At 68.2% G+C, this 20,639-nt stretch carries 21 protein-coding genes; 18 read left to right on the top strand and 3 right to left on the bottom strand.

Features of this window, described 5'->3' with window-relative positions; all coding sequences use genetic code 11:
• Positions 1-59: 59 nt before the first annotated feature.
• The 11 genes from AC3WLC_RS00200 (at position 60) to AC3WLC_RS00150 (ending at position 9,541) form a co-directional block, all read left to right on the top strand.
• Complete coding sequence (locus tag AC3WLC_RS00200; RefSeq protein WP_493681940.1) at positions 60-1,442, top strand: L-serine ammonia-lyase; 1,383 nt, start codon at positions 60-62, stop codon at positions 1,440-1,442.
• Positions 1,443-1,530: 88 nt separating this feature from the next.
• Positions 1,531-2,550, top strand: a complete 1,020-nt coding sequence (locus AC3WLC_RS00195; protein WP_493681939.1) for an ABC transporter substrate-binding protein — start codon at positions 1,531-1,533, stop codon at positions 2,548-2,550.
• Positions 2,550-3,353, top strand: a complete 804-nt coding sequence (locus tag AC3WLC_RS00190; protein ID WP_493681938.1) for an ABC transporter ATP-binding protein — start codon at positions 2,550-2,552, stop codon at positions 3,351-3,353. The genes AC3WLC_RS00195 and AC3WLC_RS00190 overlap by 1 nt, the downstream gene beginning before the upstream one ends.
• Before the next feature lies 1 nt (position 3,354).
• On the top strand, positions 3,355-4,170 hold the full coding sequence (locus AC3WLC_RS00185) for an ABC transporter permease (RefSeq protein WP_493681937.1): 816 nt from the start codon (positions 3,355-3,357) through the stop codon (positions 4,168-4,170).
• A gap of 13 nt (positions 4,171-4,183) precedes the next feature.
• Positions 4,184-4,903 carry a GntR family transcriptional regulator gene (locus AC3WLC_RS00180; RefSeq protein WP_493681936.1) on the top strand — a complete coding sequence of 240 codons (720 nt, stop codon included), beginning with the start codon at positions 4,184-4,186 and terminating at the stop codon, positions 4,901-4,903.
• Positions 4,900-5,814, top strand: coding sequence for an Ldh family oxidoreductase (locus tag AC3WLC_RS00175; protein ID WP_493681935.1), 915 nt, complete (start codon positions 4,900-4,902; stop codon positions 5,812-5,814). Before AC3WLC_RS00180 ends, AC3WLC_RS00175 begins: the two co-directional genes overlap by 4 nt.
• Positions 5,815-5,834: 20 nt before the next feature.
• Positions 5,835-7,145 carry an acyl-CoA thioesterase/BAAT N-terminal domain-containing protein gene (locus AC3WLC_RS00170; protein WP_493681934.1) on the top strand — a complete coding sequence of 437 codons (1,311 nt, stop codon included), beginning with the start codon at positions 5,835-5,837 and terminating at the stop codon, positions 7,143-7,145.
• A 49-nt stretch (positions 7,146-7,194) separates the two neighbouring features.
• Positions 7,195-8,085 (top strand): DUF1684 domain-containing protein, encoded by an 891-nt coding sequence (locus AC3WLC_RS00165; protein WP_493681933.1) that lies wholly within the window; start codon positions 7,195-7,197, stop codon positions 8,083-8,085.
• Between the two features lie 180 nt (positions 8,086-8,265).
• Positions 8,266-9,072, top strand: a complete 807-nt coding sequence (locus AC3WLC_RS00160; protein WP_493681932.1) for a YggS family pyridoxal phosphate-dependent enzyme — start codon at positions 8,266-8,268, stop codon at positions 9,070-9,072.
• 126 nt (positions 9,073-9,198) lie between these two features.
• Positions 9,199-9,330 carry a hypothetical protein gene (locus AC3WLC_RS00155; protein WP_493681931.1) on the top strand — a complete coding sequence of 44 codons (132 nt, stop codon included), beginning with the start codon at positions 9,199-9,201 and terminating at the stop codon, positions 9,328-9,330.
• A gap of 7 nt (positions 9,331-9,337) precedes the next feature.
• Complete coding sequence (locus tag AC3WLC_RS00150) at positions 9,338-9,541, top strand: hypothetical protein (RefSeq protein WP_493681930.1); 204 nt, start codon at positions 9,338-9,340, stop codon at positions 9,539-9,541.
• A gap of 6 nt (positions 9,542-9,547) precedes the next feature.
• On the opposite strand, the gene AC3WLC_RS00145 is transcribed toward AC3WLC_RS00150, so the two are convergent.
• Positions 9,548-10,849 (bottom strand): class I SAM-dependent methyltransferase, encoded by a 1,302-nt coding sequence (locus tag AC3WLC_RS00145; protein WP_493681929.1) that lies wholly within the window; start codon positions 10,847-10,849, stop codon positions 9,548-9,550.
• Between the two features lie 243 nt (positions 10,850-11,092).
• Between AC3WLC_RS00145 and AC3WLC_RS00140 the strand changes: the two genes are divergently transcribed.
• Positions 11,093-12,607: a methyl-accepting chemotaxis protein gene (locus AC3WLC_RS00140; protein WP_493681928.1), complete on the top strand. Its 1,515-nt coding sequence runs from the start codon at positions 11,093-11,095 to the stop codon at positions 12,605-12,607.
• A 128-nt stretch (positions 12,608-12,735) separates the two neighbouring features.
• Here AC3WLC_RS00140 and AC3WLC_RS00135 read toward each other — a convergent pair whose 3' ends face one another.
• A complete protein-coding gene (locus AC3WLC_RS00135) occupies positions 12,736-12,957 on the bottom strand; it encodes a DUF1674 domain-containing protein (protein WP_493683106.1) in 222 nt (73 codons plus the stop codon).
• Between the two features lie 233 nt (positions 12,958-13,190).
• On the opposite strand from AC3WLC_RS00135, the gene htpX reads away from it, so the two are divergent.
• The 6 genes from htpX (at position 13,191) to AC3WLC_RS00105 (ending at position 19,736) form a co-directional block, all read left to right on the top strand.
• Entirely contained in the window at positions 13,191-14,114 is a 924-nt protein-coding gene (gene htpX / locus AC3WLC_RS00130; protein WP_493681927.1) for a zinc metalloprotease HtpX, read from the top strand.
• A 1-nt stretch (position 14,115) separates the two neighbouring features.
• Positions 14,116-15,447 carry an RsmB/NOP family class I SAM-dependent RNA methyltransferase gene (locus AC3WLC_RS00125; protein WP_493681926.1) on the top strand — a complete coding sequence of 444 codons (1,332 nt, stop codon included), beginning with the start codon at positions 14,116-14,118 and terminating at the stop codon, positions 15,445-15,447.
• Positions 15,448-15,505: 58 nt separating this feature from the next.
• Positions 15,506-17,248, top strand: coding sequence for a heparinase II/III family protein (locus AC3WLC_RS00120; protein ID WP_493681925.1), 1,743 nt, complete (start codon positions 15,506-15,508; stop codon positions 17,246-17,248).
• A 116-nt stretch (positions 17,249-17,364) separates the two neighbouring features.
• Entirely contained in the window at positions 17,365-18,957 is a 1,593-nt protein-coding gene (gene purH, locus AC3WLC_RS00115) for a bifunctional phosphoribosylaminoimidazolecarboxamide formyltransferase/IMP cyclohydrolase (protein WP_493681924.1), read from the top strand.
• Positions 18,958-18,975: 18 nt separating this feature from the next.
• Positions 18,976-19,254, top strand: coding sequence for a hypothetical protein (locus tag AC3WLC_RS00110; RefSeq protein WP_493681923.1), 279 nt, complete (start codon positions 18,976-18,978; stop codon positions 19,252-19,254).
• On the top strand, positions 19,251-19,736 hold the full coding sequence (locus AC3WLC_RS00105; protein WP_493681922.1) for a YbaK/EbsC family protein: 486 nt from the start codon (positions 19,251-19,253) through the stop codon (positions 19,734-19,736). Before AC3WLC_RS00110 ends, AC3WLC_RS00105 begins: the two co-directional genes overlap by 4 nt.
• A gap of 3 nt (positions 19,737-19,739) precedes the next feature.
• Here AC3WLC_RS00105 and AC3WLC_RS00100 read toward each other — a convergent pair whose 3' ends face one another.
• Positions 19,740-20,543: a DUF72 domain-containing protein gene (locus tag AC3WLC_RS00100; protein ID WP_493681921.1), complete on the bottom strand. Its 804-nt coding sequence runs from the start codon at positions 20,541-20,543 to the stop codon at positions 19,740-19,742.
• Between the last annotated feature and the right edge of the window lie 96 nt (positions 20,544-20,639).

The following is a 20,639-nucleotide window of genomic DNA, read 5'->3' as shown; positions in this document are numbered from 1 at the left end:
GAGTCCCGATAGCCTCTCGGCGCCGAGCGTGTAGGATCGCGCTCGGCGGGAGGGGAATGATGTTCCTGAGTGTTTTCGACGTCTTCAAGATCGGCATCGGCCCGTCATCGTCGCATACGATGGGGCCGATGACGGCCGCGGCGCATTTCCTCGACCTCCTGCGCCGGCATCCTTCGCACAAGGAGGCGGTTGCGGTCGGCGCCACGCTCCACGGCTCGCTCGCCTTCACCGGAAAGGGCCACGCCACCGATCGCGCCGTGGCGCTCGGGCTGCTCGGCTGGACGCCGGCCGAGCTCGATCCGGACGAGGCGGAACGCCAGCTGGATACGCTTGGGAAAACTCATCTCCTGCGGCTCGACGGGCTGCCGCCGCTCGCCTTCGACCCGGCCGTCGACATCGTCTTCGATTACGGGCCGCCCTTGCCCGGCCATGCCAATGGGCTCGTCTTCCACGCTCGTGATTCCGCGGGGATCGAGTTCCTGTCCCAGACCTATTATTCGATCGGCGGCGGCTTCGTGGTGACGGCGCAGGAGCGCGAGGCGCCGACGCTCGCCGCTACCGCTACCTCCTCCTGGCCCTATCCGTTCGCGAATGCGGCGACGATGCTGCGCATGGCGCGCGAGAGCGGGCTCTCGATCGCGCAGATGAAGCGCGCCAACGAAATCCATCTCCAGCCGCCGGAGGAGGTCGAGCGCGGCCTCGCCCGCCTCTGGTCGGTGATGAACGGCTGCATCGAGCGGGGCCTGAGCCAGGAGGGCGAGTTGCCGGGCGGGCTGCGCGTGCGCCGGCGGGCCGCCAAGATCCATCGGCAGCTCGTGGCCGAGCGGCAGAGCAATCGCGCCCAGCCCCATGCGACCTCGGACTGGCTCAGCGTCTATGCCATGGCCGTGAACGAGGAGAACGCCGCCGGCGGCCGGGTGGTGACCTCGCCGACCAATGGCGCCGCCGGCGTCGTGCCTGCGGTGCTGCGTTATTATCTCGATCACTGCATCGGGGCCGAGCCCGAGAGGATCGCCGATTTCCTGCTGACCGCCGCGGCGATCGGCGGGCTGATCAAGCACAATGCCTCGATCTCCGGCGCCGAGGCCGGCTGCCAGGGCGAGGTCGGCTCTGCCGCGGCGATGGCAGCGGCAGGCTTCTGCGCGGTGCTGGGCGGATCGCCCGAGCAGGTCGAGAACGCCGCGGAAATCGCCCTCGAACACCATCTCGGCATGACCTGCGACCCCGCGGCGGGCCTAGTCCAGGTGCCCTGCATCGAGCGCAACGGCATCGGCGCGATCAAGGCGGTCGCGGCGGCCTCGCTCGCCTTGCGCGGCGACGGCTCGCATTTCATGCCGCTCGACAATTGCATCGAGGCGATGCGCCAGACCGGCGAGGCCATGAACGAGCGCTTCAAGGAAACCAGCCTCGGCGGCCTGGCCGTCAACCTGCCGGAGTGCTGAGCGCGGCACTAGAAATATCAGATTGCACCTCTGATGCATCAGTTGTAAGCACCTATCCAGGGCCACACTGGCTTATGGAGCCGCGCGCATGCCTTCAGTCAGCCGTCGTGATCTCATGACCGCCGCGGCAGCCGCCGCCCTTGCTCCCGCATTCGTCTCGGCGGCCCGGGCCCAGAAGCTGCCCAAGGTCGAGTTCCTCTATTCACCCTTCGCCGATTACGCGCCGTTCTTCGTCGCCAAGGAGCTCGGCTTCTTCAGGGAATTCGGCGTCGAGGTGACGCTACAGCCGAAGGGCGGCACGGCCGAGACCATCCAGCTGCTCGCCTCCGGCAACACCGAGGCAGGCGCGGCGACCTGGGGCGCCGGCCTGTTCAACGCGCTCGACCGCGGCGCCACCGTCGCGATCATTGCGACCTCGGCCCGGATGCCGGCGACGGTTCCGTCGCCCTCGCCCTTCATGATCTCGCAGAAGGCCTGGGACGCTGGCATCCGCACGGTCGCCGGCCTCAAGGGCAAGCGCGTCGGCATTCCCGGGCCGAGCGGCTTCGGCATGTTCTCGGTCGCCAAGGCGCTGGAGAAGGGCGGGCTGAGGATCGAAGACGTCGAGCCGGTCTATCTGCCGCCACCGGCCACCGCCGCCGCCTTCGCCAATGGTGGTCTGGAAGCCGGCTGGAGCATCGAGCCCTTCGCCCAGCAGCTCGAGAAGCAGGGCCTCGGCCGCCGGCTGGTCGAGGACCACACCTTCGGCACCGAGCTCGGCCTGATCGCCTTCAACCAGGACTTCGTCGCCAGGAACGAGGATGCGGTAGTCCGCTTCATGGCGGGCTATCTCAAGGCCGCGCGCCTGCTCGACAAGGGTGGCTGGCAGGACGACAAGGTCCTCGACATCGTCGCCAAATACACCGGGACCGAGCGCGATGCCCTGCGCGGCATCCCCTATACCGTCCGCTCCGAAGACGGCGCCATCGACATGGCCTCGGTGCGCGAGCAGGAGGAGTTCTTCCGCAAGCGCGGCGCGCTCGAATACAAGGGCCCGGCCAAGATCGACGCTGTCTACCGCCTCGATCTCTTGAAGCGCGCCAACGAGCTCGTCGCGAGCAAGCCCTGATGGCGCCGGCGCTCAAGCTCGTGAGCCCTGCTCCCTCCGAGGCGGCCCGGCCTGCCATCGAGGTCGCCCATCTGACCAAGGCCTTCTACGACAGCGAGAGCGACCGGGTAACCGTCGCCGTCTCCGATGTCAGCTTTTCCGTGGCACCAGGCGAGTTCGTCTGCATCGTCGGGCCGAGCGGCTGCGGCAAGACCACGGTGCTGCGCATCCTCGCCGATCTCGAGCAGACGCTCAGCGGCACGATCAAGCTGCATAGTCGGACCCCGCCGGCCATGGTCTTCCAGGAAGCCTCCGTCCTGCCCTGGCTGACCGTCTCGGAGAACATCGCCTTTCCGCTCAGCCTCAAGGGCGTTTCCCGAGCCGAGCAGGACAAGCGGGTCGCCGAGCTGCTGGCGCTCACCGGCCTCACCGATTTCGCAGGGGCCCGGCCACACCAGCTCTCCGGCGGCATGAAGCAGCGCGTCTCGGTGGCGCGGGCTCTGGTCGACAACCGCGACATCCTCTTGATGGACGAGCCCTTCGGCGCGCTCGACGAGCAGACCCGCCTGACGCTGCAGCAAGAGCTGCTGCGCATCTGGGAGACGACCGGCAAGACCGTGGTCTTCATCACCCATAGCGTCGACGAGGCGCTGACGCTGGCCGACCGCGTGCTGGTGATGTCGCCGCGCCCCGGCACGCTGGTCGCCGACCTCAAAGTGCCGTTCGAGCGCCCGCGCGACGTCGTCGAGATGCGGCGCGACAAGCGCTTCTGGGATCTGACCTACGAGGTCTGGCATCTGCTGGCCTCCCCGGCGAGGGCATGAGATGAGCGCCATCCCTGCGACCTTGACGGAAGACGAGCTGCGCCGGCTGAAAGCGCCGGCCCGGCGCGAGCGCTGGTTCCGGCTCGCCTCCTATTTCAGCCCGCTGCTCCTGCTACTGCTCTGGGAAGCGTCCAGCCAGCTCAACCTGATCGACCGGCGCTTCTTCCCGGCACCGAGCGCGATCGCTGAGACCGCCTGGCGGATGGTGCTGAGCTTCGAGCTGTTCGACCATATCGGCGCGACTTTGCGGCGTGTCGGCATCGGCTACGCCATGGGTGCGGTACCGGGCATCGTCATGGGGCTGATCCTCGGCCTGTCGCGGCCGACTCGTCGTATCCTCGGGCCGATCTTCTCGGCGCTCTATCCCGTGCCGAAGATCGCCATCCTGCCACTGATCCTGCTGATCTTCGGCGTCGGCGACGCATCCAAGTTCGTGGTCATCGCCATCGGCGTCTTCTTCCTCATGCTCTACAACACCATGAGCGGGGTGATGCAGACGCCGCAGATCTACATGGACGTCGCCAAGAATGCCGGCGCGAGCCGCCTGCAGACCTTCCGGCGCATCGCCTTCCCCGCCGCCTTGCCGAGCATCTTCACCGGGCTGAAGCTCGCCGCCGGCTCCTCCTACATCATCATCGCCGCGGCCGAGTTCCTGGGTGCGCGCAGCGGCGTCGGCTTCTTCATCTGGGCGTCCTGGCAGACCTTCGCAGTCTCCAGGATGTTCGTCGGCATCGTCGTGATCTCGGCCATGGGCTACCTCACCATCCTCGCGCTGGAGGCGCTGGAGCGGCGCTTCGTGCCCTGGGCGAAGCACTGAGGGGCGCTGGATCATGAGCCTCGACGCCAGCCCGGCCGCCACCGCCCATACGCCCGTTTCGGAGCGCATCTATCACGCGCTCCGGCGCGAGATCATGCGCTGCGAGATCGCGCCGGGAACGACGCTCGACGCCGCCGCCATCGCCGATCGCTACGAGGTCTCGAAGACGCCGGTGCGCGACGCCATGCAGAAGCTCGCCGCCGACGGGCTGGTCGCGATCCTGCCGCGCAGCGGCTATCGCGTTGCCGCCATCACCTTCCAGGCGGTGCACGAGATCCTCGACCTGCGCGCCGCCATCGGACCGCATGCCGCCCGGCAAGCGGCGCGCTACGCCACCCCGACCGAGATCGCCGAACTGCGCGGGATCGTCGGGGAATACGCCGCGCCGCTCGATGTCGCCGCGATGCAGCAGGTGGCGCGGCGCTTCCATGTCGCCATCGCCCGCTGCGCCCGCAACAAGCGCGTCGTCGCTCTCTCCGAGAGCCTGTTCGACGAGCTCGAACGGCTCCTGCGCTTCGCCATCGATTTCACCGTCAAGGCCGGGCAGCACTCCGACGAGCACACCGCGCTGGTCGATGCGATCGAAGCCGGCGACGGCGAGCGCGCCGCCGCGATCGAGACCGCCCATATTCGGCATGCCCGGGAATTCCTGATCGAGCGCCTGATGACGCTGGGTTATCTCTCGGAAAGCGAGATCAGGATCGGCAGCGCGGCGCGGAGCACCGGCCCATGATCGCGGTCCCCGCAGCCGTGGCAAAACTGTCGGCCGCGCTCGGCGGCGGCGTAGCGGCGAGGCTCGCCGCCTCGGCGCTGGTCGAAGCCGATGCGCTCGGCCTGCCGCGCTTCGGCATCGCGATGCTCGACGAGTGGACCGCCGAGGCCGCGCCTTTTCCGGCGACGCGCGAACCACAGGCGATAAGCTGGTGCGACTGCTCCGCCTGCTTCGCGCCGCTCGCCATCGCCTCAGCCACGCTCGACCTTGAAGCCGCCGCCCGGCAATTCGGCCTTGCCGCCGTCTTCCTGCGCGGTGTCCGGGGCTTTGGCCGGCTCGCGCCCTTCGTCCGCCATCTCGCCGATGCCGGGCTCGTCGGCCTCGCAGGCGCCGAGGGCCCGCCCTTCGTCGCGCCGCATGGCGGCACCAAGGCCGTGATCGGCACCAATCCGCTCGCCATCGCCATGGGCCGGGGCGAGGAGCGCGTCGTCATCGACGTCGCCAGCAGCAGCGCCACCATGGCCGATATCCGCACCGCCCGCACGACGGGGCAGCCGTTGCCGGACGGAATCGCGTTCGACGCCGAGGGCAGGCCGACCAGCATCGCCGCCGAGGTCGCGGCGCTGCTGCCGCGCGGTGGCCAAATCGGCTCGCTGCTCGGCCTCGTGGTCGAGCTCTTGGCCGGGATCGCCGGCGGCGGCCGCGGCGATCCGAAAGGTCGCGGCGTGTTCCTTCTCGCCTTCGATCCCGCGGCGGCAGGAGAGCAAATCGACTGGCAGGCCAGGCTCGCCGGGCTGAAAAGCGACTGGACCGGCGGTGGCGGCCACTGGCCGCGCGGCGGCGGACTGCCGACCGAGGCGACGCTGGACACCGACTTCGCCCAGCGTCTCGATGCCTATCTCGACCGCATGACAGACCGGGGAAACCGGTGATGCAACGGACAAGCCCCTAGATGACGACGCCCTCTGCCTCCCGGCCGGTTCTCACGGTCACGCCTGCCGACGGCCAGATCGACGAGCCGCGCCAGATCATTGTCACCGGCCTCGCTCGCGACGAACTCGTCGCCATCTCCGCCCGGACGCTGCGCTCGCGCGAGGTCGTCTGGGACAGCCAGGCGACCTTCATGGCCGACGCCGACGGTGTGGTCGACCTCACGCGCGATGCGCCCGTCGGCGGCGACTATGCCGAGGTCGCGGCGATGGGCCTGCTCTGGGGCCAGCATCCGGACGGCGGCACCAGCCAGGAACTCTTCGCCGACGACGTCATGCAGCCCTTGTGGACCGCGCTGACCGCCGAGACGGCTGACGGCGCCCGCGCCGAGGCCGAGCTGCTCCAGCGCTTCGCCGCGCCGGGGGTGACTCGGCGCGAGGTCCGCGAAGAAGGCCTCGTCGGCACGGTGTTCACACCTGCCGGCTCGGGCCCGCACCCGGTCGTGGTCGTGCTCAACGGCTCGGGCGGCGGCATCAACGAGCCGCGCGGCGCGCTCTACGCCTCGCATGGCTATCAGGCCTTCGCGCTCGGCTATTTCAAGGCCCCCGGCCTTTCGCCCTTTATCACCGAAACCCCGCTCGAATATCTCGAGGCCGGCCTGCGCTGGGCCCACCGCGAACTCGAGCCGCAAAGCGGCTTCGTCGCGGTCAGCGGCCAGTCGCGCGGCGGCGAGCTCGCTTTGCTGCTCGGAGCGACGTTCCCCGATCTGGTCTCGGCCGTGATCGCCTATGTGCCCGGCGCCATGGTCCATGGCGCCCAGGGCGCCGGCGATCCGGCGCGCGGCGGCTGGCAGGGCGTGACCTGGACCAGGGACGGCGTGCCCCTGCCCCATCTCTGGCAGGACAATGCCGCCGTGCACTGGCATCCCTGGGCCGGCGACGCCCCGCCCAGCCGGCACCATTCGGTCTTCTTCGAGGGGCTGAAGGATCGTGCGCTGGCGGAGCGGGCGCGCATCCCGGTCGAGAGGATCGCCGGGCCGGTGCTGCTGGTCTCCGGCCGCGACGACCGCGCCTGGCCCTCCAGCCTCTACTCCCGCATGGTCGTCTCGACCCTGAGCCGGCACGGCCATCCGCATCTCGTGCGCCATCTCGACTTCGACGATGCCGGCCACGCCATCAACCTGCCTTTCGTGCCGACGACGCAGCTCAGCCGCGAGCACCCGGTCTCGAAGGTGCCCTACACCAGCGGCGGCACGCCGTCCGGCAATGCCAGGGCCGATGACGGCTCCTGGCGCGGCGTCCTCGCCTTCCTGGCCGAGGTCACCGGCCGCTAGGCCGGGGCGCTCGCAAGCAGACATTCCGAGCCTTCGAAGGACAACGACCATGCCGACGCGAGAACATCTGGAAGGCCAGTGGCGCGAATGGCGCCATGCCCATGTCGCCACCATGTTCCGCCCCTATGGCTGGACCGCGCTCGTCGCCCAGTACTGGCTTGAAGACAGCGACCGCGATGTCGCGTTCGAGCTGCTTCCCGGCCGCTGGTCGGTCGCGGACGGCCAAGTCATCTTTACACCGCCGGCTTCGGGGCCGACCCTGTCGGTGAACGGCGAATACCCGGCTGGCCCGGTCGAGATCATCCCCGGCCGCAACCAGACCTATGGCCACGGCAGGAGCGTGCCGGTTTATTTCGGCGTGAACGAGGTCGAGACCATCGTGCGCACCAAGCATGACGGCAGCCGGCTCTACGGCGTGCGCGTGCGCGATCCGCGCCAGGCGACACGCCTGGAGGATGCCGGCGTCACCGCCTTCGACTACGATCCGGCCTGGCGCATCCCCGGCGTCTACACCCCGGCGGAGCGCGTCGAGTTCGAGGCCGAGACCGTCGAGGCAGGCGTGCGCGAGACGACGCCGCGCATGGGCACCTTCACCTTCGAGGTCGACGGCAGGAGCTATACCGTCGTGCTCATCGGCAAGGACACGCCGACCGGCGTGCAGCCCGTCGCCCATGTCCGCGACAAGACCAGCGGCCCGATCACCTACGGCGCCGGCCGGGTCATCGAGCTGCAGTTCGCTGATGCGACGAACACCCGCATCGACTGGATCGACTTCAACTATGCGGTCGCCCTGCCGTGCGCCTTCACCAACTTCGTCACCTGCCCGCTGGTCCCGCCCGAAAACCATCTCGATTTCGAAGTGTTGGCCGGCGAGAAGCGCCCGGCGCAGAGCGTGGCGCGGACGATGACTTATCAGCCGCAGGCCAGCGTCGCCGGCTAGAACAGCTTTGAGCCAAGGCGCGTGCCTGAAACTGGCCCATCGCGATAGCGTCTAACTGGACGTTCTGTCAGGACCAGTCCTATGCGCAGGTTACGACTGGACCAGCCGTCCGCAGAGAGGATGACGCTCCGCCGTGGCAGTTTCGGGCTGCCGCGACGGGCGCCGACGGGGATTCGAACCTTGACTGCTGCAGATATCGACCAGCCCCCGGCCGACACATCGCTCTCCGCCGCCGATATCGAGCGCTTCGGCTCTGACCCGGTCGGCACGTTCCGCGCTAATCTCGCCGCGGTGGAGGAACGCATCGCTCGGGCCTGCGCGCGCGCCGGGCGGGACCGCGCCTCGGTGCGGCTGCTGCCGATCACCAAGACCGTGCCGGCGCAGGTCCTGCGCTGCGCCTTTGCGGCGGGGATCACCGCCTTCGGCGAAAACAAGATCCAGGAGGCGATGGGCAAGCGCGAGGCGCTGGCTGACCTTGCCATCGACTGGAGCATCGTCGGCCATCTCCAGAGCAACAAGGTCAAGTATCTCACCCGCTTCGCCGGGGAGTTCCATGCGCTCGACAGTCTGAAGCTCGCCGAATTGCTCGACCGGCGGCTGGAACGCGATGGCCGCAGCCTCGATGTCTATGTGCAGGTTAACACCTCAAACGAGGACAGCAAGTTCGGCCTGCATCCGGATGCGCTGCTGCCCTTCGTCGACCGACTGGGCGAATTCCCGCGGCTGAAGCCGCGCGGCCTGATGACGCTCGCTCTGTTCAGCTCCGACATGGCGCGGGTGCGCCCCTGCTTTGCCCTGCTGCGCCGCCTGCGTGACGAAGCCGCCGCGCGCCATCCCGGCCTGACCGGCCTGTCCATGGGCATGACCGGCGATTTCGAGGAGGCGATCGCGGAAGGGGCGACGGTGGTCCGGGTCGGCCAGGCGATCTTCGGCAAGCGTCCCACCCCGGACGGGCATTACTGGCCGGGCTTCGTGAAGCCCGGCTGAGCGCCAGCGAAACAGGGCTCTCACCGACGAGAGCGCTGGCGCCGGCGGCAATCATGACACTGGCAGCGAAAGCCGCGCAGAGCGCCACAAGACCGGAACATCAATGCTCCGCCCTTGGGGGTTTCGATGTTCACGCTGTCCCGCTCGGTCCTCTCCGGCCACGCCCAGACGCTCTTCACCGTTGCCGAAGCCAGCTTCGCCTCGATGATCGTCTTCGGCGCGGGCCTCGCCTTCGGCGCCACCATCGGTTTCTTTTGAGGCGGTCATGCCGACCGTCGCCACCTCGACCGCCCGTCCGCATTTCAAGATCGGACGCGACCGCGAGGGCCACTGGATCGCGGTCGAGACACATGGCCGCGGCGGCGGTTACTTCCGCAGCCGGGACGATGCCCTGCATTACGCCCGCGCCGAGGCCGGCGCCGGTTCCGTGACGGTCAGCGCTCGGCCGCTGGCGCTGCGCCTCTCCTGACCCTGCTCAACGATAGAGATCGACCCGCGTCAACGGCAGGCCGGACGGTCCCTTGCGCCGCTTCGACACCAGCGTCTGGTTGATCAGCGCCCCGCCGCGCTCGAAGGCGAGCGAACAGCCGGCGAGATAGATCAGCCACATCCGCGTCCGCTCCGGCCCGACTTCCGCTTCGGCCGCCGTCTTGTTCGCGTTCAGCCGCTCGAACCAGAGCTGCGTCGTGCGCTGATAATGCTCACGCCAGCCCTCGACGTCATGCACCTCGAAGCCGTAGCGCTCGAGATTGGCGATCGACATGCCCAAATGGTCGAGCTCGCCGCCCGGAAAGATGTAGCGCACCAGCGCCCGGTACTCGGCCGGCATCTTGTTGAAGGCCTTTTCGGTCTTCTTAGCGCGCCGCGAGATCGAGTGGTGTAGATAGAGCCCGCGCGGCTTGAGCAGCCGGTTCACCGCCTGGAAGTATGTCGGGTGGTTGCGGATGCCGACATGCTCGAACATGCCGATCGACGAGATCTTGTCGAACTGCCCCTCCATCTGGGTGAAATCCTTGAGATGGAGCGTGACCTTGTCCTGAAGCCCGAGCGCCTCGATCTTCTCCCGCGCCAGCTTGAGCTGCTCCTCGGCCAGCGTCACGCCATGCGCCTCGACGCCGTAATGCTGGGCCGCATAGCAGACCAGCGCCCCCCAGCCGCAGCCGATGTCGAGCAGCTTGTCGCCAGGCTTCAGGCGCAGCTTGCGGCAGATCATCTCGAGCTTGTCGGTCTGCGCCCTCTCGATATCGTCATGATCCTCGGTGAAGTAGGCGCAGGTGTAGACCATGCGCTCGTCGAGGAAGAGCTTATAGAAAGCGTTCGAGACGTCGTAATGGTGAGCGATATTGGCCTTGTTGGTCGCCGGCTTGCCGTCGCGGGCGATCTCGTCGCCCTTGATGTGCTGAACCGCCTGCGGGGCCTGCCCCGGCGCGAAGAGGAAGTGCCTGACCACATCGAAGGCCGCCGTCTTGGAGATACCGCGCGCCAGCCGGCCGACCTTGCCGTCGGGCCTTGCCGCGGCGAGATCGAAGATCGTGCCGTTCTCGATCGCGATGCGGTCGGAGACGTGCAGATGCAGCAGCGTGTCGAGCTTGGGCTTGCGCAGCAGCGCAGCGACGACGCCGGCATCGCGGATCGCGATCATCAGCCCGTCCACCGGCCAGTCGGCCGGTACGCGCGAACCGTCCCAGAGCGAGAAGCCGAGCTTGAGTCCGAGCTTCTGATACGCCTCGGTCAGGAGCCGCCGCAGCGCCTCGATCCTCTTGCCGTCGCTGCTCATGCCTTGCCCATTCCAACCATCATGCGAACCCCTCTTAGCGTGGTTTGCGGCGGATCGGAATCCGGGCCGTTGTGGCACAGACCGGGGCAGGCGCATCGCAGTTGGCGGCAATGGCTTCCACCGAGATACGCGCAAAACGTGTAAAGTGCCGACTAAGCAACCATTGTCCGTTTCTTAACCATACTCTGGTTTCATTCCAAAGTGGCCAAAGGGCGCCGCGCAACACGGTTGGGGAACCGCATCATGTCGTCAGGAGATCAGCTCGGCAGGCGGCTAGATTTCATGCAGCTCGACGGCGAGGCGCGTGGCCGCATCGCCGGGATGGAAAAGAGTATCCTCGGCGCCCTGCCCGGCGCCCTCGACGCCTTCTACGCCCAGGTCTCCGCCTTCCCCGAGACCAAGGCCTTCTTCAGCAATGCCGCCCATATGGAAGGCGCGAAGAACCGCCAGATCTCGCACTGGAACCGCATCGCCAAGGGCCTGTTCGACCAGGACTATGTCCGCGCCGTCACCACCGTCGGCCAGATCCACGCCAAGATCGGGCTGGAGCCGCGCTGGTATATCGGTGGCTATGCCCTGTTGCTTGAGAACCTGCTCGCCAAGGTGCTGGAGGAGCGCTGGCCGAAGAGCCGCTTCGGCGGCAAGCTCCCCGGCGCCGCCGAGCGCGGCGCCGAGATCGGCGCCATCGTCAAGGCCGCCCTGCTCGACATGGACTACGCCATCTCGGTCTATCTCGAAGCGTCCGAGGCGGCTCGCCTGAAGGTCGAAGCCGAAGCCCGCTCCGTCGAGGAGGCCAAGGCCAAGGAACGCGACAAGGCGATCGGTTATGTCGGCAACGGCATGGCGGCCCTTGCCCGCGGCGACCTGACCCATCGCATGGCCGACGACATGCCGGCCGAATACGCCAGCATCCGCGACCACTTCAACGACGCCATGATCAAGCTCGGCGAGATGGTCGCGAGCATCAAGACCAGCTCCTCCGCCATCGCCGCCTCCTCGCAGGAGATCAACAGCGGCGCCAATGACCTGTCCTCCCGCACCGAGCAGCAGGCCTCGGCCCTGCAGCAGACTGCGGCGACGACCGAGGAGCTCACCGCCTCGGTCAAGAGCTCGGCCCAGTCCTCGCGCCAGTCGGTGACGCTGGCCGACAATGCCTCGGCCGTGGCCCGCACCGGCGGCGAGATCGTCAAGGACGCGATCGAGGCGATGGCGCGCATCGAAGGCGCCTCCAAGAAAATCTCCGAGATCACCAGCGTGATCGACGGCATCGCTTTCCAGACCAATCTCCTGGCCTTGAACGCGGCTGTCGAGGCAGCCCGCGCCGGCGATGCCGGGCGAGGCTTTGCCGTCGTCGCCGCCGAGGTGCGCGCCCTCGCGCAACGTTCGGCCGAGGCCGCCAAGGACATCACTGCGCTGATCGGCTCCTCCGACACCGAGGTCGTCGAGGGCGTGCGCCTGGTCCGGCAAGCCGGCGAGACGCTGGAGAAGATCGTCGAGGCCTCGATGCAGGTCTCGGCCACCGTCAACGAGATCGCCGCCGCCGCCGGCGAGCAGGCCAATGGCATCGACGAGATGGCGCGCACCGTCAGCCATATGGACGAGATGACCCAGAGCAACGCCGCTTTGGCCGAGGAGAGCGCCGCGTCCGCTCGCGCTTTGCTCGATCAGATCGAACGCCTGAACCGCTTCGTCAGCACCTTCCGCACCGCGGAGGGGCAGGGGGCGGCGGTACCGGCGCGGCGAGCTCGGGCGGCATAACTCCAATCGTCATTGCGAGCGTAGCGAAGCAATCCAGGAGCGGCCGTGCCCTACGTCCTTCTGGATTGCTTCGTCGCTGCGCTCCTCGCAATGACGGTTTCGGCGCTCCACACTCGTCGCAAGACGCCCTAGAAGTCGCTGGCGATGCCCTTCACTTCCCAGTCGTCATAGCGCACCGGCTCCAGTCCGCCGCGACCGTCAACTTCCTTCTGCTGCTTGAGCTCAGCTGCCTTGGCGTCGATCGCTGCGCGGCGCGCTTCAGCCTCCGCGAGCGCACGTTGGGCGGCCGGCGACAGCTCCTTCGCAGGGACCGGCGGCGCGGCTTCATCCGTCTTCGTCTGCGACGTCATGATCGGCCATTCTCTTGCAGGATCGGCATCATCCCCACCACATAGAGCAGGATGCGAAAAAGTGGGAACCGGTTTTTCGCTGTGATCCTGCTCTAACTCTTTGATGAGAGACGGATTCAGATCTCGGATGGAACCGACTTGCAGTTCCATCCGAGATCATCCGGCTCTAGGGACGAAACCGCGTTCCGGCGAGCCTTTCCGTGCCGGGCAGCGACGCAAGAAGGGGTTCCTGCATGAACTATGTCCGTACCGGCATGCTGATGGCGGCGCTCACCGCGCTGTTCGGCGTGGTCGGCTATCTGCTCGCCGGCGCCGGCGGCATGCTGATCGCGCTCGGCATCGCGGTCGCGACCAATTTGTTCAGCTACTGGAACTCGGACAAGCTGGCGCTGTCCGCCTACAACGCCCAGCAGGTCGATGCTGCGACCGCGCCCGAGCTCTACGGCATGGTCCGCGACCTCGCCCAGCGTGCAAACATGCCGATGCCGCGCGTCTACATCATCCAGGAAGATCAGCCGAACGCCTTCGCCACCGGCCGTAATCCGCAGAACGCCGCCGTCGCTGCGACGACCGGCATCATCCGCACGCTGAGCTATGATGAGCTTGCCGGCGTGATGGCGCACGAGCTCGCCCACATCAAGAACCACGACACGCTGACCATGACGATCAGCGCCACCATGGCCGGCGCGATCTCGACGCTGGCCTCCTTCGGCATGTTCTTCGGCGGCTCGCGCGACAATCGCCCCAATGCCGTCGTCCAGATCGCGCTGATGATCCTCGCCCCGCTGGCGGCGAGCATCGTCCAGATGGCGATCTCGCGCTCACGCGAATACGAGGCCGACCGCATCGGCGGCGAGATCTGCGGCAATCCGGTGGCGCTCGCCGACGCTCTCGCCAAGATCGCCGGCGGCGTTTCCCACATCCCGAACGAGACGGCCGAGGCGAAGCCTGCTACGGCGCACATGTTCATCATCAACCCGCTCTCAGGCCGCGGCATGGATTCACTGTTCTCGACCCACCCCGACACCGGCAACCGCATCGCCGCACTGATGGAGCAGGCGCGCGCCATGGGCGTCGGCGCAAGCCGCGGCGGGTTCACGAGCGGCGCGAGCCAGAACCCGTTCGCCGGCGGGCGCGAGCCGGGGCCCTGGGGCTGAGATGGTGAAGGTACAGAGCCACGCCTATGGCGACGATGTCCCCGGCCTCGCTGCGCGCCGCCTTGCCGCAACGCTGATCGACGAGATCCTGCGCGCCGGCACGGCGCTCGACGAGACCTTCGAACGGATGGCGCAGACGGCAGGGCTGGAGCCGGCCGATGCCGGGCTGGCGCGCGCGATCGCGACCGTCGCCTTCCGCCGCCTCGGCACGATCCGCGCGGTGATCGACGCCCGGCTGGAGCGCGGCAGCCCGCGCAAGTCCGGCCCGTTCGAGCCGATCATGGTCGCCGCAGCCGCGCAGCTGCTCTTTCTGGACGTGCCCGATCACGCCGCCGTCGACCTCGCCATCCGCCAATTGCACGAAGATGCTCGTTCCTCGCGCTACGCCTCGCTCGGCAATGCCGTGCTGCGCCGGCTGGCGCGCGAGCGCGAGGCGATCCTGGCCGATCTCGATCCGCTGACCGATACGCCCGACTGGCTGCGCGAAAGCTGGATCGAGACCTATGGCGCCGATGTCGCCAAGGCGATCGCCGCCGCGCATGCCGAGGAACCGCCGCTCGACCTGACCGTCAAATCCGATCCGGCCGGCTGGGCCGGCAAGCTCGACGGCATCGTCCTGCCGACCGGCTCGGTGCGCCTGCGCGGGCGCGAGGCGGTCACCGGCCTGCCGGGCTTCACCGAGGGTGAATGGTGGGTGCAGGACGCCGCCGCCGCCCTTCCCGCCCAGTTACTCAATGTCCAACCAGGCGAGCGCGTCGCCGATCTCTGCGCCGCGCCCGGCGGCAAGACCGTCCAGCTCGCACAGGCGGGCGCCGAGATCGTCGCGGTCGACCGCTCCGGCCCGCGCCTGCGCCGGCTCAAGACCAATCTCGAACGGCTCGGGCTGAGCGCCGAGGTCGTCACCGCCGATGTCACGGCCTTCGAGGCCGAGCCCTTCGACGCCGTGCTGCTCGACGCGCCCTGCAGCGCCACCGGCACGATCCGCCGCCATCCCGACGTCGCCTGGACCAAACGACCCGAGGATGTCGACAAGCTCGCCGCCTTGCAGGCGCGCCTCCTCGACCAGGCGGCGCGGCTCACCAAGCAAGGCGGGCGTCTGATCTACTGCACCTGCTCGTTGGAGCGTGCGGAAGGCGAGGCGCAGATCGAGGCCTTCCTGGCCCGAAACGACGGCTTCGCTCGCGATCCGATCAAGCCCGAGGAGATCGGCGGCCAGGCTGAGGCGCTGACGGCTGAGGGCGAATTGCGCACGCTACCGCACCAGCTCGCCGGCGAGACGCCCCGTCTCTCAGGATGGGCGGGATTTTACGCTTGTCGCCTGATAAGATCATGACTCGATCGGGGATTCGCCTTCGCAGGGAGGCGGTGGGACGGCGAGGCAGCAGACTTCATTGAACGGCTGGTCGGAGCGCGGAGGCCTTGCACGGGCAGCCATCGGCAGGGCGGCGCGACGCACGCGCGGCCAGGTTGCCGGTGCCAAACGTGCGCTCTGGCCCTTCGGCCGCCTGCGCGCCAGCCGGTTGCTCTTCGCTCCTCACGACCTGCGCACCGCCGACCCGATCACGGCAAGCGATATCTACGCCGGCTATTTCGCCCTCTCCGGCCGCACCGTGAACTGCCATGGCGAATCGCCCTTCCTGGTCGCGCCGCCGAGCGAGGCCTGGGCCGAGGCGCTGCACGGCTTCGTCTGGCTGCGTCACCTGCGGGCCGCCGACACCGCGATCGCCCGCGCCAATGCCCGCGCCCTCGTTGACGAGTTCATCGCCCGCCGGCATGACCGCGACGAGATCGCCCGCCGCCCGGCCGTGATCGCCCGCCGGCTGATGTCGTTCCTGTCGCATTCGCCGCTCCTGCTCGAAGGCGCCGACCATGCCTTCTACGAGCGCTTCATCCGCCATGTCGCGCAGACGACCGAGCGGCTGCAGCTCGCGCTCGCCGGCGCCGTCGAAGGTGCGGCGCGGCTGCAATGCCTGATCGCGATCTGTTTCGCCGCCATCTGCCTCGACGGCCAGGAGCGGCGCCTGCGCCGCTACGAGATCGCACTTTCCGACGAGCTGGAGCAGCAAATCCTGCCGGATGGCGGCCATCTCAGTCGCAATCCCCGCATCCTCATCGATCTCCTGCTCGATCTCCTGCCGCTGCGCGAGACCTTCACCGCACGCGGGCTGGAGCCGCCCCGGGCGGTCATCATGGCGATCGACCGGATGATGCCGCATCTCAAGCTGTTCCGGCACGGCGACGGCGCGCTCGCTCTGTTCAACGGCATGAACGCGACGCCGCCCGACCTGATGGCCACGCTCGCCGCCTATGACGACGTCCGCGCCCGGCCGATCGAGCATGCCGCCTATTCCGGCTACGACCGGCTCAGCGCCGGCACCAGCATCGTCGTGGTCGAGGCCGGGCCGCCGCCGCGCGGCGCCAACTCGATCGAGGCTCATGCCGGCTGCCTCTCCTTCGAATTGTCGACCGGCTCGCAGCGCATCGTGGTGAATTGCGGCGCCAGCCGCTTCGGCACGCCCGAGCTCAAGCTCGCCGCCCGCGCCACCGCCGCCCATTCGACGGTGACCCTGGACGACCGCTCCAGCGCCATCTTCGGCCTGGTACTCGGCGAGCGGCGGATCACCGCCGGCCCGGCCGATGTCCGCGTCGCCCGTCAGGACGGTGAGGACGGGCATGAATGGGTCGCCAGCCATGACGGCTACCGACGCGCCTTCGGCACCGTCCATACCCGCCGCCTGCTGCTCTCCCGCAACGGCAGCGAGCTCGTCGGCGAGGATGCGCTGAGCCCGCCCGCAGCGCTGGCGAGCTTGCCGGCTGCCGCGCGCTTCCATTTGCATCCCAACGTCAAGCCGAGCCTGATCCGCGACGGCGAAGGCGCGCTGCTGGCGCTGCCCTCGGGCGAGATCTGGGCTTTCGAGGCTTCCGGCCTCAGGGTCGCGCTGGAAGAGAGCATCTTCTTCGCCGCCGCCGATGGCCGCCACAAGACGGCGCAGCTCGTCGTCGAGTTCGACGCCGTGGCGACGCCGCAGCTCATCTGGCGCTTCGCCCGCCTCGGCACGCCGGCACAACGCAAGACCAGGGCCGAAGAGGCCCGGCAGGAGCAGGCCGAAGCCGAGCCCGATCTGCCGCTCTGACCTCTCCGCAGGGCAAGGCTGCGGAGTCTTGTGCTTTGCAGCAAAGCCCGGGCGTGATAGGGCGCGCGCGAGCATTTCCGCGGCCGCGCCGCTATTAACCCGGACCTCATCCTCTCATGCCGAACGAACTCCGCCGCGTCGAACGCGCGCTGCTTTCCGTTTCCGACAAGACCGGGCTGATCGACTTCGCCCGCGCCCTCTCCCGCATGGGCATCGCCCTGGTCTCGACCGGCGGCACCGCCAAGGCGATCGCCGAGGCCGGCCTTGCCGTCACCGACGTCTCCGACCTGACCGGTTTCCCCGAGATGATGGACGGCCGCGTCAAGACGCTGCATCCCAAGGTGCATGGCGGCCTGCTCGCCATCCGCTCGCACCCCGAGCACCAGGCCTCGATGCTCGGCCACGGCATCGCGCCGATCGACCTGCTCGTCGTCAACCTCTACCCGTTCGAGGAGACGGTCGCCGCCGGCAAGCCCTATGACGACTGCATCGAGAACATCGATATCGGCGGACCCGCGATGATCCGCGCCGCCGCCAAGAACCACAACGATGTCGCCGTCGTGGTCGAGGCCGCCGACTATGCCGCCGTGCTGGCCGATCTCGAGACGCACAAGGGCGCGACCACGCTGACTTTGCGCCGCAAGCTGGCCCAGAAGGCCTATTCGCGCACCGCCGCCTATGACGCCGCGATCTCGAACTGGTTTGCGAACGAGCTCGGCGATACCTCGCCGGCCTTCCGCGCGCTCGGCGGCAACCTTGCTGAGACCATGCGCTATGGCGAGAACCCGCATCAATGGGCCGCCTTCTACCGCACGCCGGAGCAGCGCCCGGGCGTCGCCACCGCGCGCCAGGTCCAGGGCAAGCAGCTCTCCTACAACAACATCAACGACACCGACGCCGCCTTCGAATGCGTCGCCGAATTCGATCCCGCTTGCACCGCCGCCTGCGTCATCGTCAAGCATGCCAATCCCTGCGGCGTCGCCGAGGGCGCTTCGCTGCTCGAGGCCTATGAACGGGCCCTCGCCTGCGACCCGGTCTCGGCCTTCGGCGGCATCGTCGCGCTGAACCGCAAGCTCGATGCGGAAGCGGCCAGGAAGATCGTCGAGATCTTCACCGAGGTGATCATCGCTCCCGACGCCGACGAGGAGGCGATCGCGCTCGTTGCCGCCAAGAAGAATCTGCGCCTGCTGCTGACTGGCGGCCTGCCGGATGTGCGCAAGGCCGGCCTGTCGCTGCGCACCGTCGCCGGCGGCTTCCTGGCCCAGGCGCGCGACAACGCCGTGGTCGACGACATGGAGCTCAAGGTCGTGACCAAGCGCCAGCCGAGCGAGGCCGAGCTCGCCGATCTGCGCTTCGCCTTCCGCGTCGCCAAGCACGTCAAGTCGAACGCGATCGTCTATGCCAAGGGCCTCGCCACAGTCGGTGTCGGCGCCGGCCAGATGAGCCGCGTCGATTCCTCGCGCATCGCCGCCTGGAAGGCTGGCGAAGCCGCCAAGGCGGCCGGCGCAGCGGAGAGCCTGGCCAAGGGCGCGGTCGTCGCTTCCGACGCCTTCTTCCCCTTCGCCGACGGCCTGCTTGCCGCGGCCGAGGCCGGCGCCACCGCGGTGATCCAGCCCGGCGGCTCGATGCGCGACGACGAGGTGATCAAGGCCGCCGACGAGGCCGGCCTCGCCATGGTCTTCACCGGCCATCGCCATTTCCGGCACTGAGGCGAAGGAGAAGCCGGCATGCACACCGTCAAGGTCATCGCCGCCGGCTTCGCCCTGCTCGGCATCCTGCTTCTGATCGCGCCACGGCTGAACACAGGCGGACGACACCCGATCGTCTTCGCGATGAAGCTGTTCATCCCGCTCTGGTTCGCCGTCTCGGTGATCAATCTGATCATCGGCATCACCCGGGCCGGCTACAGCTTCCTGCAGGAGGCCCCGATCCTGCTCGTCGTTTTCGGCGTGCCGGCGCTGGTGGCATCCCTGATCTGGTGGCGCTTTGGAAGGAAAGTGTCGTGAGCCTTGAATCCGTCCGCGCTTTCTTCGCCGAGCATGCTCCCGAGATCGCCATCCTCGAAACCGACGGCAGCAGCGCCACGGTGACGCTGGCGGCGCAAGCGTTCGGCGTCGAGCCGGCGCGCATCGCCAAGACCCTGTCCTTCCGCCTCGGCGAGCGCGTCGTCCTGCTGGTGACGCGCGGCGATGCCCGCCTCGACAACAAGAAGACCAAGGCCGCCTTCGGTGCCAAGCCGCGCATGCTCGATCTCGACGAAGTCGTCGCCCTCACCGGCCACCCGGTCGGCGGTGTCTGCCCGTTCGGGCTCCCGACCCCGCTGCCGGTCTATTGCGACGTCTCACTGAAGGTCTTCGACGAAGTCGTGCCCGCGGCCGGCTCGACACAGACGGCGGTGCGCATCAGCCCGGAGCGGATGGCTGCGCTCACCGGCGCAGAATGGGTCGATGTCTGCCAAGAGCCCGCGGCCCGGGAGGCCGCGCAGTGAGCCTCAGCCGCCGACGCGCTCGATCAGCGCCATCGCCGCGGCGGGATTGCGGACCTTGTCGCCGCTGATGACATAGAGGAAGACGTCGCGCGGCGTCTTCTCCGCAGCCGGCGCGACCAGCTCCAGATCATCCGGCGAACCACCTTTCGCCCATGCCTGGGCACGGCCGGCCCAGGCGTCGAGCTGCTTGCCGGGATAGCCCTGCGCCTCCGCCTCCTTGGTGCCCATGATCCGCGCGTAGACGAAGGGCGCGGTAATGTCGGCGATCTGCGGGAAGTCGGAATCGCCCGAGGTGATCGCCGCGACGCCGTATTCGCGCAGCAGCGCGACGAAGTCCGGCGAACGGAAACTCGGATGGCGGACCTCGACGGCATGCCGCAGCCTGACGCCGTCGACATCCTTGGGCAGAAGCTTGAGGAAGGCCTCGAAATCGGCGGGATCGAAGGCTTTGGTCGCCATGAACTGCCAGTTGATCGGGCCGAGCTTCTCCTTGAGCTCGCTGAGGCCGGAGGTCACGAACTTCTCGACCGAGGGACCGGCTTCAGCCAGCACGCGGCGATTGGTGCAGAAGCGCGAGCCCTTCAGCGCGAAGACGAATCCGTCAGGCGTCTCCGCCCGCCATCTGGCGAAGCTCTCCGGCTTCTGCGAGCCGTAATAGGTGCCGTTGATCTCGATCGAGGTCAGCTTGCTCGACGCATATTCGAGCTCGCGCTTCTGCGAGAGCTTGTCGGGATAGAAGGTGCCGCGCCAGGGTTCGAACACCCAGCCGCCGATGCCGATATGGATCTGTCCGGCTGTGGTCGTCATGGGCTGATCTCCGAGCGGTCGCATCGAGCCTAGCATAGGCAACGCCGCTGCTATGGTTTGTCAGGAACTCCGCCCTGTGCATTGCACCGAGCAGGA

This window comes from Allobosea sp. GW821-FHT03A12 (assembly GCF_058986765.1).
The sequence above is the reverse complement of the archived record's forward strand: the minus strand, read 5'-3'. Positions and strand labels throughout refer to the sequence as shown.

Bases quoted from the DNA above. Each gene is read 5' to 3' on its own strand.
- AC3WLC_RS00135 (WP_493683106.1), bottom strand. From the start codon at position 12,957: ATGACGTCGCAGACGAAGACGGATGAAGCCGCGCCGCCGGTCCCTGCG.
- AC3WLC_RS00165 (WP_493681933.1), top strand. From the start codon at position 7,195: ATGCCGACGCGAGAACATCTGGAAGGCCAGTGGCGCGAATGGCGCCAT.
- AC3WLC_RS00145 (WP_493681929.1), bottom strand. From the start codon at position 10,849: ATGAGCAGCGACGGCAAGAGGATCGAGGCGCTGCGGCGGCTCCTGACC.
- AC3WLC_RS00100 (WP_493681921.1), bottom strand. From the start codon at position 20,543: ATGACGACCACAGCCGGACAGATCCATATCGGCATCGGCGGCTGGGTG.
- AC3WLC_RS00180 (WP_493681936.1), top strand. From the start codon at position 4,184: ATGAGCCTCGACGCCAGCCCGGCCGCCACCGCCCATACGCCCGTTTCG.
- htpX (WP_493681927.1), top strand. From the start codon at position 13,191: ATGAACTATGTCCGTACCGGCATGCTGATGGCGGCGCTCACCGCGCTG.
- AC3WLC_RS00170 (WP_493681934.1), top strand. From the start codon at position 5,835: ATGACGACGCCCTCTGCCTCCCGGCCGGTTCTCACGGTCACGCCTGCC.
- AC3WLC_RS00185 (WP_493681937.1), top strand. From the start codon at position 3,355: ATGAGCGCCATCCCTGCGACCTTGACGGAAGACGAGCTGCGCCGGCTG.
- AC3WLC_RS00110 (WP_493681923.1), top strand. From the start codon at position 18,976: ATGCACACCGTCAAGGTCATCGCCGCCGGCTTCGCCCTGCTCGGCATC.
- purH (WP_493681924.1), top strand. From the start codon at position 17,365: ATGCCGAACGAACTCCGCCGCGTCGAACGCGCGCTGCTTTCCGTTTCC.
- AC3WLC_RS00155 (WP_493681931.1), top strand. From the start codon at position 9,199: ATGTTCACGCTGTCCCGCTCGGTCCTCTCCGGCCACGCCCAGACGCTC.
- AC3WLC_RS00175 (WP_493681935.1), top strand. From the start codon at position 4,900: ATGATCGCGGTCCCCGCAGCCGTGGCAAAACTGTCGGCCGCGCTCGGC.
- AC3WLC_RS00125 (WP_493681926.1), top strand. From the start codon at position 14,116: ATGGTGAAGGTACAGAGCCACGCCTATGGCGACGATGTCCCCGGCCTC.
- AC3WLC_RS00195 (WP_493681939.1), top strand. From the start codon at position 1,531: ATGCCTTCAGTCAGCCGTCGTGATCTCATGACCGCCGCGGCAGCCGCC.
- AC3WLC_RS00190 (WP_493681938.1), top strand. From the start codon at position 2,550: ATGGCGCCGGCGCTCAAGCTCGTGAGCCCTGCTCCCTCCGAGGCGGCC.
- AC3WLC_RS00140 (WP_493681928.1), top strand. From the start codon at position 11,093: ATGTCGTCAGGAGATCAGCTCGGCAGGCGGCTAGATTTCATGCAGCTC.
- AC3WLC_RS00200 (WP_493681940.1), top strand. From the start codon at position 60: ATGTTCCTGAGTGTTTTCGACGTCTTCAAGATCGGCATCGGCCCGTCA.
- AC3WLC_RS00150 (WP_493681930.1), top strand. From the start codon at position 9,338: ATGCCGACCGTCGCCACCTCGACCGCCCGTCCGCATTTCAAGATCGGA.